The organism is Paenibacillus sp. CAU 1782 (genome assembly GCF_054551715.1).
On record NZ_JBTOLL010000005.1, the window covers coordinates 166,144 to 179,840 of the forward strand.

Annotated in this window: 11 protein-coding genes; 4 read left to right on the forward strand and 7 right to left on the reverse strand. The window is 55.0% G+C overall.

All coding sequences use genetic code 11. From position 1 onward, the window contains the following. Nucleotides 1–219: 219 nt before the first annotated feature. From ACX93W_RS14260 to ACX93W_RS14275, 4 genes are all read left to right on the forward strand, one after another. A complete protein-coding gene (locus ACX93W_RS14260; protein ID WP_459393050.1) occupies nt 220–666 on the forward strand; it encodes a LytTR family DNA-binding domain-containing protein in 447 nt (148 codons plus the stop codon). Further along, nucleotides 663–1,073, forward strand: coding sequence for a hypothetical protein (locus ACX93W_RS14265; protein WP_459393051.1), 411 nt, complete (start codon nt 663–665; stop codon nt 1,071–1,073). The genes ACX93W_RS14260 and ACX93W_RS14265 overlap by 4 nt, the downstream gene beginning before the upstream one ends. Before the next feature lie 69 nt (nt 1,074–1,142). Further along, nucleotides 1,143–1,337 carry a hypothetical protein gene (locus tag ACX93W_RS14270; RefSeq protein ID WP_459393052.1) on the forward strand — a complete coding sequence of 65 codons (195 nt, stop codon included), beginning with the start codon at nt 1,143–1,145 and terminating at the stop codon, nt 1,335–1,337. Between the two features lie 3 nt (nt 1,338–1,340). Next, a complete protein-coding gene (locus ACX93W_RS14275) occupies nt 1,341–1,901 on the forward strand; it encodes a hypothetical protein (RefSeq protein WP_459393053.1) in 561 nt (186 codons plus the stop codon). Between the two features lie 561 nt (nt 1,902–2,462). Here the strand turns inward: ACX93W_RS14275 and ACX93W_RS14280 are convergent. The 7 genes from ACX93W_RS14280 to opp4C form a co-directional block, all read right to left on the reverse strand. Further along, a complete protein-coding gene (locus ACX93W_RS14280) occupies nt 2,463–3,923 on the reverse strand; it encodes an aldehyde dehydrogenase family protein (RefSeq protein ID WP_459393054.1) in 1,461 nt (486 codons plus the stop codon). An 85-nt stretch (nt 3,924–4,008) separates the two neighbouring features. Next, on the reverse strand, nt 4,009–6,003 hold the full coding sequence (locus tag ACX93W_RS14285; protein ID WP_459393055.1) for a hydantoinase B/oxoprolinase family protein: 1,995 nt from the start codon (nt 6,001–6,003) through the stop codon (nt 4,009–4,011). Continuing rightward, a complete protein-coding gene (locus tag ACX93W_RS14290; RefSeq protein WP_459393056.1) occupies nt 6,000–8,060 on the reverse strand; it encodes a hydantoinase/oxoprolinase family protein in 2,061 nt (686 codons plus the stop codon). Before ACX93W_RS14290 ends, ACX93W_RS14285 begins: the two co-directional genes overlap by 4 nt. Nucleotides 8,061–8,138: 78 nt before the next feature. Further along, the gene (locus tag ACX93W_RS14295; protein WP_459393057.1) at nt 8,139–9,320 is read right to left on the reverse strand and encodes a metal-dependent hydrolase family protein; all 1,182 of its coding nucleotides are present in this window, start codon (nt 9,318–9,320) and stop codon (nt 8,139–8,141) included. A 14-nt stretch (nt 9,321–9,334) separates the two neighbouring features. After that, entirely contained in the window at nt 9,335–10,729 is a 1,395-nt protein-coding gene (locus tag ACX93W_RS14300) for a M20/M25/M40 family metallo-hydrolase (RefSeq protein ID WP_459393058.1), read from the reverse strand. Nucleotides 10,730–10,839: 110 nt separating this feature from the next. Beyond that, the gene (locus ACX93W_RS14305; protein ID WP_459393059.1) at nt 10,840–12,510 is read right to left on the reverse strand and encodes an ABC transporter substrate-binding protein; all 1,671 of its coding nucleotides are present in this window, start codon (nt 12,508–12,510) and stop codon (nt 10,840–10,842) included. A gap of 254 nt (nt 12,511–12,764) precedes the next feature. Beyond that, the gene (opp4C, locus tag ACX93W_RS14310; RefSeq protein ID WP_459393060.1) at nt 12,765–13,685 is read right to left on the reverse strand and encodes an oligopeptide ABC transporter permease; all 921 of its coding nucleotides are present in this window, start codon (nt 13,683–13,685) and stop codon (nt 12,765–12,767) included. Nucleotides 13,686–13,697 lie beyond the last annotated feature (12 nt).

The following is a 13,697-nucleotide window of genomic DNA, read 5'->3' on the forward strand; positions in this document are numbered from 1 at the left end:
CGCTTCGCTTCTACAGAACCATTCTCACTCTGTCCAGTCGCTACTTTTCTTTTGTTCAACTTTTATAGCCAATCTATCAATATTATTTTACCATAAATGCCCTATCTCATGAGCCGGACCGATGTAATGCAACAGAAAATCGGAATTATGCAACAAAACGATGATTTGTAGAAATGATAAACCTTTGTTTGTAAGATGGGTATTGAGAGGAGGAACACAATGAAGATCATATTCAAAGCCGATCCCGGAATGGACAAAAGCACAGTAAAAGTGACGACCCACCCCGCCGAGCAGGAGGAGTGGGGAAGCATCGAAAATGCCATTGCAAACACCGATCAAAAGTTGGTTGTTATCAATGCTTCTAACGGCCGCAATGTGAATATTTCGCTTCGCTCCATTGCTGCCATTCAATCGGAAGACCGGATGTGCAACATTCAGGCGGTCACGGGAGAGCGATATCTGTTTAATCAGCGTTTAAAGGTTTTGGAGCAGAAGCTTGGAGCATCCCATTTCATGAAAATCAACAACCAAACCATGATTAATACACATTTGATCAAGGAATTTTCATCGGCGGACCACGCCCGAATGAAGGTCATCCTGAGCGAGGGCTCAAGCTATTACGTAAGCCGGTTTTATATCAAACAATTTAAGGAGAGATTGCAATGATGACTCAGCTTAAACAATCCTTTTTTCAAGTGTTCACCATGACGGTTCTTTGGGTTACGCTTCTGATTACGGTATTTTTCAACGATCAAACCATTGATGTGGGCTATCTTTGGAACATAGCGGGAATTGGCGTGATCGCCGCCGGAGTGTTTGGTGTTATGTACGACGCGCTGTGGAACTATTTTACGCTCAAGCCGGTTTGGAATATCCTCATTTCGTCCGTTCTTAATATAGCTGGGGGATTGACGGCAGTCTGGTTGTTCTCGGAGGAAATGTTTGCTTTTATTTCCCCTTGGCTGCCCGGCATGGTGATTCTTTCCGTGGTACTGCATAGCATCGCCTTTTATTTCTATGCCAAAATCGATAGCCGCAAGCAAGCGGAGGCGCTGAACAAAAAATTGAAATAAAGCAGAGCATCGGCCTTTCTGTGATATAAATCTTTTCCACAAGACACACCCGAAGCATCGGAAACAGCGTTGTCCGAAAGCAACTCGGCAGAAACAGCAACTCCCAGCGCCGCTCCTGCCTTGACCACGGAGGAGCCGTCTGCCTCCCCGGTAACTTTTGAGGGAGTACGCAATCGGACCGACGTATCGCATGCCATGCCCGCCGGGCTGAACATTTTTGATCAAACCACGGAAACGTTCGGCTTTGAGCTGGGCGCCTATTAGTTTGTGAATAGCGGCATTGTTGAAGGCACCGCGCGGCTGCTATCGGAGCGGATGGCGGAATACGTCATTGATCCTAATGAATACGGCGATGGAGGGACTATCAGCTTTTCATTGGGAGAGGATTCCGGCATTGAAGTGACTTACGAAGGAGATGAAAGCTCGCTTGGCGTAGGAGCAAACGTCAGCGTGGACGGCCGCTATATTCTGGGAGAACCCCGGCTTTCAAACCCGCCATCGGCTGTAGAGCTTCTTGGGCAAGACACATTGTCCCGATTTGCGGCACTGGTCGGCGACGAGGTATTACAAGAGCTTGTTTTTGTTATGGAGAACGGACAGAGCTATCAGGATGAAGCCATGACTTACTCCGGTTTTTTTCCGGGAATCGGCACCGGCGCAGATCTGCTTGTCACAGATGATGGCTATATCTACTGTCTGGCCTATTATGCGGGTCAAGAGGGGTATGTCTTCTATAGCAATGACCCGGAGCACCAGGACAAATTGCATCCGCTCTTTGAGCTTCGTTTTCCAGACGAAGACTTGAGCTTTGTGTTCAAAGAGGTTTAGAGAGAGGTTAGAGAGCGGCTTAGAGTGAGGTTAGAGTGAGGTTAGAGAGCGGCTTAGAGAGTAGGGTCCTGCACAAAAGGAGGCCGCCCGAAAAGGCTGCTACGGTAAATCATTATTCAGCAAAGCCGTTCCCTCCCGGAAAAGGGAGTCTTGGAAGCTTCAGTCAGCCTAGCGGTCACCGATGACCGCTAGAATCCCAAATGCATGCATTGTCTTCAGCTAACGGTCACCCGCGTCCTTTAGATGCTCAAAAGCCGCATTTTAGGCTTGAATGTAAGCTTTTACGGTCATGGATGACCTTTAAAACTGGACATTGCATCAAAACAGGGCTTTAACGGTCATGGATGTCCGTAGTGTATAAATATCCGTAGTGTATAAGATGTCCGTAGCGTATAAGATATCCGTAGCGAACAGGCTGTCCTTATGTCCATAACGTGCAGCCAGCTTCCGGCTCCGGCACTCCACAAATACGACTCTTATCGTTTACAAGCCGAATTCGGTAATCAGAGACACTTGTCCCATAGCGCTTGACCTCAATCGAATCACCTTTTGACGCCTCATTTATTGAAGGCCGGTATGAAAAGCGATCAGCTTAAGCTGGGTCATTTCATGAACGGCATACATCACACCTTCGGTTCCTTTGCCGCTGTCCTTCACGCCGCCATAAGGCATCTGGTCAACGCGGAAGGTCGGGATGTCGTTGATGACGACGCCTCCGGCGTCCAGACTGCGCGCTGCTTCCAGCGCGTGGTGGATGTTCGGAGTATAGATACCTGCCATCAACCCGTACCGGGATTCGTTTACGATCGCTACAGCCTCGTCCAGCGTATCAAAAGGAAGAACGGAAACGACCGGCCCAAACACTTCCTCGGTCCATACTTTAGACGTCGGCGAAACATCGGCCAAAACGGTTGGCGCGTACACATTACGTCCCTCGGCTTCAGTATCGAGCCGCTTGCCGCCTGTTGCGACGCGCGCTCCCTCAGCTATCGCTTCCTCTACCCATGTCGCTACCCGCTCTGCCGCTTTATCCGAAATAAGCGACGTAACATCCGTTTTTTCTTGGCCAGGGTCGCCAACCGACAAAGCCGCGGCAGCAGCAGACAATCTTTCCACAAAAGAGCTGTACAGGGAGCGATGTGCCACCACGCGCTGGAGCGAAATGCAGATTTGACCGTTGTACCCGAATGCGCCGCTCGCGCAGCGGTCGATGACGGCGTCCAAATCGGCTCCTTCATCCAGAATAAGAGCGGCGTTGGAGCCTAGCTCCAGCGTGGTGCGCCGCAAACCGGTCTGCCGCTGAATCATTTCGCCTATGGCATGACTGCCCGTAAAGCTGACCTTTTTCACCAGGGGATGAGTCGTCAACGTTTCGCTCAGCGCCGCTCCGCTGCCGGTCACGATATTCAGAACCCCGTCCGGCAGGCCCGCTTCCCGAAACAGCTCGCCCAGCAACAGCGCGCTCAGCGGCGTCTGCTCGGCGGGTTTGACTACAATGGTATTGCCTGCCGCTAAAGCTGGTCCAACCTTATGCGCCACCAGATTAAACGGAAAATTAAATGGAGTGATAGCCGTGACAACGCCAATCGGCTCGCGAATCGTAAAACCAATCACATTCTGGCCGCCCTCCGCCGCATCCATTGCCACCTGCTCGCCGGTAATCGCCTTTGCCGCTTCGGCAGAAAAACGGTACGTTTCGATTGTCCGGGCGATTTCTCCGCGCGCCGCTTTAATCGGCTTAGCCGCTTCCAGCGCAACAACGGCGGCAAGTTCCTCTTGCCTTTCGGCCATGAGCTCTGCCACGCGATACAGTATGGCGCTGCGGCGAAACGCGGGCAACCGCCGGTATTCACCAAACGCGGCATGAGCGGCCTCAATCGCGGAAGCGGCCTCCGCAGGAGAAGCCTCAGCGATTGAGGCGATTTCTTCTCCGCTGTAAGGCGAATACAAGGCTTGGTGGCGTTGTCCCGCAACCCACTGCCCGTTAATCCATAATTCCCGTCTCGTTGCCGACATTTCCATCCCCCGTTTCATTTATTCAATAGAACGCAGTTCAATCGTTCCGCTGCCCCATAATCGTACTTGCACTGTACTACTTCCCATCGTACTACAGATTCCACCGTTTCCAAATGTCTTCGATATCCTCTGCCGTAACCGCCTCGTCCCCCAGCCCGGCTGCCAGCTTGTGAACCTCCTGCTTGCGGTTCCACCGAAGCGACGGCGGCAGCTCCTGCAGCAGCACGGCCAATGCGTCGCTGGCTTCAGGCGTAAAGCGGCGTTCGTACCGCTCGCGCGCTTCGCCAAACTGCCACAGCGGCTGTACGATGCCTGCCGTTTGCCGATGCCGGTCTGCGCGAAGCTCCTCCGTCGCCAGACGATCCCACGTGAACAGATTGCCCAAGGGATCGTTGCCAAGCTCGGCAATGACAACACCGTATTGTTCAGCAGCTTGTGCCGTGCTGAGCAGGCCGTCGGCAACCTCCCGCACAACCAGCTCCGGCGAGCGGTCCAGCGGATTGCCCCAGCCTCCGCCTCCAGGCGACCTGATGCTGACAATATCTCCCCGCTCCGGCGTCAGGACGCTGATTTTGGAAATCGGCTTGCTCTCGCCGTCCGGATTAAGCACGATATGGCCCAGCGCGCCCGCTTTGCCGCCCGTCAGGCCCCAAGGCTGAAAGCTCATCCGTTCCAGGCCTCTCGCGGTTACGATGGACTCCGCTTTCCTGATCTCAAAATCCAGGCCGATGGCATGGCCTCCGCGATGCAGGCCCGCGCCGCCGGTATCCGGCAAAAGCTCATAGCGGTGCACCAGCACGTCAATATGCTGCTCCAGGCTTTCGATCGGCGTATTTTGCAGGAAGCCGGAAGCATGGTCGATGCCGTCGACGCCGTCCATATCGCTTTGGCCGCCGCCTCCTCCGCCCATTGGCTCTACTACCGCCATATCGCGGGATTTGCCGTCATCGCCCGGCGTCGACAAGACGACGATTGCGGCTTGTCCCGCTCCCGCAGCAGGCACCAGCTCCGGCACAGCCTGCGACAATGCGCCCAACACGGCGCTGTACAGCCGCATCGTAATGGCATGGCGCACCCCGACCGAGGCTGGATATTCCGGGTTTACGATGCTGCCGCGCGGAGCGATAACGCTGATCGGCGCAATGATGCCCCCGTTGACGGGGATGTAGGGATCGGAGCTGATAATATAGTTGATCAGCCCTTGCAGCATAAAGGAATGCGGCTTGCCGTTGGTCACGAGATTAAACGCGGTGCTGACCTGCGAATCGCATTTGGTGAAGTCCAGCACCATCTCCGAACCTTCCACCGTCAACGTTAATGCAAGCCTAATCGGCACATCGGAAACCATGTCATCGTCCAGATAGTCCGCAAATGTGTAGCTGCCGTCCGGAATGGCGGAGATAACCTGGCGCGAGCGCTGCTCTCCCTGCTCCAGCAGATCCAGCATGGCGGCTTTCACCGCTTCACTGCCAAATTTGCGGGCCATTGTATGAAGGCGGGTTTCTGCCGTATTAACCGCAGCCACCATTGCGTTTATATCGCCCATATTGAGGCCGGGCACCCGGCTGTTATTGTCCAGAAACGACAACACGTCCCGGTTTGGCTTGCCCGCCCGGAACAGCTTGACCGGCGGAATGCGCAAGCCTTCCTGGTGGATATCGGTAGCCAGCGGCGATATACTCGCCGGAACCAGTCCCCCCACGTCGCTGCAATGAACGAAGGACCAGGCGTAGCTAATTAATTCTCCATCCACAAAAATCGGCTTGAATACGTGCACATCGGGAAGATGCGTAGCAAGGCCGTCGGTGCTGTACGGATCGTTCGTGATAATAATGTCGCCCGGCTCCAGCTCCTCCCTGCATGACTGGATCGCCTGCTGCAGACTAAGGCCCATAAAGATCGTTACCCCAATGGATTGCGGATAAACAAAAAACTGCCCGGAAGGAGCCGCAAGAGCGGTCGCAAAATCCGCCGATTCCTTAACGAAAGTGGTCATGGATGTTCTTTCGATAATATGGCCCATTCCGCTTGCAATGGCATTAAAATAACTCCGCATGATTTCCAGCGTTACCGGATCCGTTCTCATGCCGTCTCCTCCCCTCTGCGCAGAATCAAATTGCCGTGCCCGTCTATCCGGCCTTGCCATCCATCCAGCACCAGCACGGTCGTATCGTCCTGCTCCACAATGGCCGGACCACAAACGACATGGCCTTCCAGCAGCTCCGAACGCCAATAAATAGAAGCTTCGTAAGAGCGGCCGTTGCAAATGATGCGACGTTGCCCCTTCACCGCTGCCGGCCCTTCCGCCGTTTCGATTTTCCTGATTCCCGGCTTGATCGTGTGTCCCAAAATACGGACGCGCAGCTGAATGACCTCAAGCGATGCATTTTCGTCGTGATGGCCGTATTGCCGTTGATGCAGCTCGTGGAACGCTTTGATAATGCTGCGGTGATCCTTGCGCCGAAGCTGCTTCTCTTCAAGCGGCAGCTCCAGCTCGAATGCCTGTCCCGCATACCTAATGTCCATAAAATAAAGAATGCTATGGCCTTCCAGGCCGTTGATTTGCTGCTCGTTCAGCCAATCCTCCGCCTGTGCCGAAAGCTTGCGGAACTCGCCCCTCAGCAAGGACAGCGGAATTTGCTCCAGCCGTTCGTAACGGGCTTGCACCGCGTCGTAAGCAAAGTCGGCCAGCAGCGAACCAAGCGCGCAGAGCGTGCCGGGACTAGGCGGAATCAACACGGAGTCTGCGCCGATTTCCTCGGCCAAAAAGCTGACGACAACTGGACCGGCGCCGCCAAAGCCCATCAGGCTAAAATCGCGCGGGTCCAGCCCGTGCTGTTCGATAATGCCGCTAAGCTCTGCGTACATATTGGCAACCGCGACCTGAATCATTTTGTCCGCCGTTTCCCAAATGTCGCATTCCAAATAGTCGGCGATCGGCTGAAGCGCCTTGGCCGACAGCTCGGGATGCAGCCTGACGTGGCCCGCCGCAAACCGGTCGGGATTGATGTAGCCGCAGAGCAGGAACGCGTCCGTCATCGCCGCTTTGTCGCCGGAGCCGTAACAGGCCGGGCCGGGATTGGAGCCAACGGATTCCGGGCCTACCTTCAGCAATCCTCCCTTGTCGATCCAAGCGAAGGAACCGCCGCCCGCGCCTACCGAAAAAATCGAAACCGCAGGCAAAATAATCGGAAAACCGGCGAGATGATTGCTCTGCACAAAAGAAGGCTGCAAATTTTCGATGATGGATATATCCGCGCTGGTGCCGCCCATATCCAGCGTAATGACATTGCGCAAGCCTGCGGACTCCGCCGCCCGAACCGCGCCGACAATGCCTCCGGCCGGACCCGAAAACAACGTCCTTACCGGCGCTTCCGCCGCCGTTCCAATATCCATCAGTCCGCCGTTGGACTGCGTAATAAATGGCTTGGCCGTCACGCCCTCCAGCAGCAGGCGTTCCGCCAAGGTTTGAAAATACCGTTTGCAAGTCGGCAATATATATAAATTTACGGCAGCCATGACGGCGCGCTCGTATTCGCGCATCTGCGGCCACAGCTCGGCGGACGTCGTCACTTCCAGACGGCCTCCCGAACGTTCCTTGACCCGTCTAGCTGCCGCAAGCTCATGTTCAGCGTTTTTATAGCTATGAAGAAAACATACAACAATGCCTTCGACCTTGGCCGCGATTGCGGCGTCGATTGCCTCATCGAGCTGCTCCAGATCGAGTGCCCGGGCAACGGTGCCGTCCTGGCGCATCCGCTCTGCGATTGGGTAGACGAGACTCCGGGGAACCAGCGGCTCCGGCAGTCTGGAACGAAAATCATAAGGCACGGGCAGCCGCAAACGCTGCAAGTGCAAAATATCCCTGAAACCTTCCGTTACGAACAGCGCCGTTTTGGCGCCTTTTCTTTGCAGCAATGTATTTAAACCAATGGTGGTTCCGTGTACGAAATAATGGATTTGATCCGCCGTCAATCCCTTTTCTCTCAGAAGAAGCAGACCGTTTGCGATTCCCTGCACAGGGTCACCCGCCACTGTCGGCGTTTTGAGGCTGACGGTTGCTCCGCTTTCTTCTTCATATACGGTGAGATCCGTAAAGGTCCCCCCGATATCGATACCTAGGCGGATTTTGGATGTGCTCAAGTACATTTGCCCCCTTTATTTGTCGTATGGAAAGGAAAGAGACTGCTCAGGCAGTCTCCCTTTAACCGTTACGTACCGTCACAGCAAAAGCAGTTTTCCGCTTACAAAGCGCCCGTCCTTCACCACTTGCTTGTCTCCCCTAAGAACATTCAAGTTCTGAAGAGGATTATCCTGCACGATCAGCAAATCGGCCCTTTTACCCGCTTGTATGGTGCCGCGGTCGTGTAGGTCAATGCATTCCGCGGCTACCCGCGTGGAAGCATGGATAACCTCCATCGGCGTCATGCCCGCCTCCTGCATAATAATCAGCTCGTCAAAATAAAACCTGGGCGGCGTGGCGGGAGAGCCGCAGTCAGTTCCCGTCGCGATTTTGACCTTCAGCGACACGGCCTGCTCCAGCATGCTGCGGTGCGGCTCCAGCACATGCTGCACCTTCTTGTGCGCCCACGGCGGGATGCCGCTGTCCGATGCCAGATTGCGGAACACGATCATGGTCGGCACAAGATACGCTTCTTGCTCCTTCATGCGGATAAGTGCATCGCGGTCCGCGTAAATGCCGTGTTCGATCGTTTCGATGCCGGCATCGAGACAGTTGATGATGCCCTGCAAGCCTTGCGCGTGGGCTGCGGTTTTTTTGTTCTTTTTGGCCGCTTCCTCGCGGGCCGCCTTCAGCTCGGGCAGCGTCATCTGGACCGAACCCGGCTCTTCGCCGTTCGTATAGATGCCGCCTGTTGCCATCACCTTGATGACGTCGGCTCCCTGCTTCAGCAAACTGCGCGCCGCTTTGCGAACCTCGTCCTCGCCGTCGGCTTCCACGCCGATATAGTGGATATGACCTCCCGTCATGCTGATCGACGGACCGGACGCCACAATACTTGGGCCAACAAGAAGATTGGCGTTAATGGCGTTGCGGAGCTGCAGCACCGTTTTGAACGGCGAAGCCAGATCGCGCACGGAGGTAATGCCGAGTGACAACGTCTGCAAGGCATGGCGATAAGCATAAAGCGTGATCGTTTCGGGATCGGCCCCGGAAATCAGCGATTGCGGATGGGACGACCCGTTCCAAATCAGATGTACATGCGTGTCGATCAATCCAGGCAATACGTAAGCGCCCTGGCAGTCGATCACTTCGCCGGCGGTCGCGGAATAGTCTCCCTGGCCAACGCTTGCGATTGAATCGCCGTCAATAACGACGTAAGCATTATGAATCGGCTCCTGGGACAGGCCGTCGATCAAGATGCAATTTTTCAGTATTTTCATGCTGCTGCCTCCTGTCAGGTAGTGGATGTCTGTTGTCCGAAGCGGCTCAGCAGCAAAGCGATGTGGGCGATGCCTTGCTTCAAGTCGCGGGTCCGAACATTTTCGTTCGGCGCGTGGTAGCGGGACCCGATCCAGCCGATGCCCGTGCTTACGATAGGCAGTTCGAGCACCGAGCCGAGATCATACATAGGCCCGCAGCCGGGATGGCTTGGCGTTAACGTAACGCCGTCCGGATAGAGTTCCTCCGCCGTGCTTTGGACCAGCTTAACGAAGGGGTCACACAAATCCGAGCGAAATCCCCGCTGCCGGTCGTTCAGCACGTTGATACGGATGTCGTCGAAGCCGTGCCGGTCCAGATGGGTGCGGAGCAGACGGAGGATATTTTGCGGCTCCTGCCCCGCAACCAGCCTTACCTCTACCTTGGCAACCGCTTCGCTTGGTATAAGCGTTTTGGCCCCGCTTCCGGTATATCCGCCATGGATGCCGCAGACGGTGAGCAGCGATTCAAAAGCAGTGACGACGCGCGGGTCCTTGCCGGAACGATCCGTGAGCAAGGGAAGGCGCAGGCCATACAGCTCCTTAATAGCTTCGCCATCGAACGGAAGCTTCTTGACTGCCTCCAACTCCTCAGGAGTTGGCTCCTTTGCATCGTCGTGAAAACCTTCCACCGTCACTTCGCCATTCTGATCCTTCAGGCTCGACAACGCGTGCGCCAAACGGAGCACGGGATTGTCGATATAGCCGCTGGACAGCGAATGCTGGTCCTGATCGGCCCCTTTGCAGATCAGCTCCATGTAGAGCAGTCCTCTTAAACCCGCGACTAAACCCTGCCGCTCGCCTTCATCCTTATAGCCGAACTCCCAGATACAAGCATCAGCCGCAAAATAATCACTGTATTTGGCCACATAAGGAGCCAAATTCGGACTGCCGATTTCCTCCTCGCCCTCCACCATAAACTTGACGTTGCAGGGCAAACCGCCCGGCTGCCGCCGGAGCAGGTCAACCGCCGCAAGACGCGCGGCGATATCGCCTTTGTTGTCTCCAACGCCGCGACCAAACAGCTTCCCTTCCCGCTCTGTCAGCGTAAAAGACGGCGTATTCCATTCCTCGGCCGGCTCCTCCGGCTGAACGTCGTAATGGTTGTAGAACAGGAGCGTCTTGCCGGGATTGCCGCCCGGGCCTGCCGAGAAAAAACCGTAGACGACGGGATTGCCGGGAAGGTCGTCGAAGATCAATGCTTCGCCACCCAATCCCTCCACACTCCGCAACACACACGACGCCGCCTCCGGAATTCCCCGGTGCTGTGCTGCAACGGAAGGGATGGACACCATCTCCCCGAGCAGCCTGACCGCAAGAGGATACGCCTCTTCGGCTCCTTGCAGCCAGCGTTCCGCTTCTTTTTGGAACATGTCATTCTCCTCCTTCCGCTGCATCAGCAAGCCGGCCAATGAGTGCCTGACCTACAGTAATCAGCAAATGAATGAATCATCAAGTTATCAGCTACTCAAGTTGTCGCGGCTTACTCCGCAATATCCCAGTTTTGCAGCTCTGCGAAGGTGCCGAACACTTTTGGCCCGCCTTTGATGACTTTTTTGGATACCGGGATGAAGTCAGGATCGGAATACAGCGTAATCAGCGGCAGATCCTTCTGCCAAAGCTCTTGCAACTGGTTGTAGATCTCTTTGCGTTTGGCCGGATCGGCTTCGTTTTTGCCTGCCAGCAGCAAGCGATCGTTTTCCGCGCTTTCGTATTTCATAAAGTTGTACGGCTCGTTGCTGCCGTAAAGCGACGTATAGTCGGGATCCATTGTAAAGGTGAAGCCCATCAGCAGCAGGTCGTATTCGCCCGCGCGCGCTTTTTGCATAACGGTCGGGAAATCGAAGGTGGAGATTTGGGCCTTCACGCCGACTTGACGCAGATTTTCGACGATAATGTTGGCTACCTGCTCGCGGATTTGGTTGCCCGTCGGCACGATCAGCTCCAGGGTGTCGTCAAAGTTCCATCCCGCTTGCTGGAACAGAGCCTTGGATTTCTCCGGATCGTAGTCATACGATTGGACGTTTGGATTGCTGTACGCATGCAGGGAGGTATAAGGGCTGTTGATGATTTCGCCAGTGCCCGCCAGCAGCTCGTCCACGATAAATTGGCGGTTGATGCCGTATGCAATCGCTTGGCGCAATTCAACATTGGTCAGCTTGGCTTGATTGATCAGCACGGTCTGGAAGTTCAGCGTTGGTTCGATGCTGCTTGTTACATTCGGCAGGTTTTGAATGGTTTCGTAGTCCTGAACCGGAATTTTTGCAGGGGAACCGCCGGAGGTCATATGAATCTCTCCGCTCTGCAGTTGAGCCACCAGATTCGGCACGGTCAAAATTTTGATATAGACATTGCCCAGTTTTGGCGCGCCTTGGTAATAGTCCGTATTGGCAGCCAGTTGGACGTATTGGTCTTTTTCGTATTTTACGAATTTGAACGCTCCGCTCGTCACGGTCGGATTCAGCATAAACGGATCTTGCGCCAGTTGATCTTTGGCGACATTTTCAAGCACATGCTTCGGCAGGATCAGAATTTTAGAGCCGATTTGCTCCTTCACCAGATTGGGGTCAACCGGTTGTTTTGTCGTCAACGTGACCGTATGGTCATCGACTTTTTTGACAGACGGGATTTCGCTTTGTCCTTCCGGCAGCTTGCCTGTGGCTTCCACGCCTTCCAGAATGGAAACGTAAGCGCCGTAAACGGAATTCACCTGCGGGTCCGCTGCACGGTTCAGCGTAAAGATCACATCGTCAGCCGTGAGCGGAGTGCCGTCTGACCAAGCCGCTTTTTCGTCCAGCTTGATCGTATAGTTCTGGTTGTCCTCCGACTCAATAGATGCAGCCAGCTTTGGCACGAAGCTTAGCGGACCGTCCATAACGAGCAGCGGATCAAACAGGAAACCTTGAACGTAGGTGGATGCGATATCGCCGTTCGCCAGCGGGTTAAACGCAACAGGCGGAATGGACATGCCAACAAACAGCGTTTTGTCAGCGGCAGGCTTGTCTCCGCCCTCCGACGCGTTGCTCGCGGTTGGCGAAGCGGTGCCTGAAGTACCGGATGTGCCGGCATTATTGTTGCTGCTGCACGCCGCAATGACCGTAATAGCCAATACGACAACAAGCAGACGAAGCAGAACTGTAGATTTTTTCAACATGCGTTAAACCCTCCATATTAGTGTTTGTAGGTGTTGCTTCCTTCTGATTCCGTCTCTAACGCCGGCTGCCTCGGGGCGTCACCAGCAGCTTGTGGTCCGCTTATACACTTGCAGATTGTCATTCTTTGGATTTCATGGAGCACTCAGACGGGTCTACGGGTCTATCAAGTCCCAGCGGGCATTTTCCCTCGGGACCTTCGAGACTCTCGGGGCCTTAGAGATTTTCGGATCTTTCGTGTGCTATGGAACGTTCTTCAGCGCCTTCCCTTGGGGTCCATTACGTCGCGCAATCCGTCGCCCATAAAGTTAATGGAAATGACCGCGATAATAATCATGCAGGACGGAGGCACCCACAGCCACGGGCGGCCGGAAAGCGTGGAGAAGGACTGCGCCTCGATCAGCATATTGCCCCAGCTCGCGGTCGGAGGCTGGACGCCCATGCCGAGAAAGCTGAGCGATGCTTCCGTAATGATCGCCACGGCAATGCCGAAGGTGGCATTGACGAGAACAGGCGCAAGCACATTGGGCAAAATGTGCAGAAACAGAAGTCTCGGCGTGCTGTAGCCAAGCGCGATCCCCGCTTTGACATATTCTTTTTCCTTCACCGACAATACCCCGCCCCGGATCAAGCGGGCCACCGACGGCCAACCCAGCAGGCCAAGCGCCAGAATAATGTTGCCCAGGCTTGGTCCAAGCACGCTGACCATGACCAGAATGACCATCAGATAGGGAAAGGACATAAACACATCCGTAGCCCGCATCGCCAGACTGTCGATCCAGCCGCCGAAATATCCCGCGACAGCTCCAACCAGCGTGCCAATGGCAACATAGATGGCTACCGCTCCGACGCCAACCGACAATGAAACCCGCGAAGCATAGATCAGCCGGCTGAGCACATCGCGGCCGCTCTGATCCGTTCCGAGCAGATGTCCGTCACTCCACGAAGGCGGCTGGTAGGAGCGTCCGATGGCATAAGGATCATAGGGAGCGATCAACGGCGCAAACAGCGCCATTAACACCAGCAAAACGAACAGGATCAATCCCGCTCCGGCCAGCTTGTGGCGAAAAAAACGTTTGGCCAGCTGCTTCCACCCGCCGTCCAGCTCTGCCGGAGCAGCCGCCGATGACGAGTTCCGGCTGTTCTCGCCGTCCGTCAGAACCGTTTTGTCACTCATGATCTGTCTCCC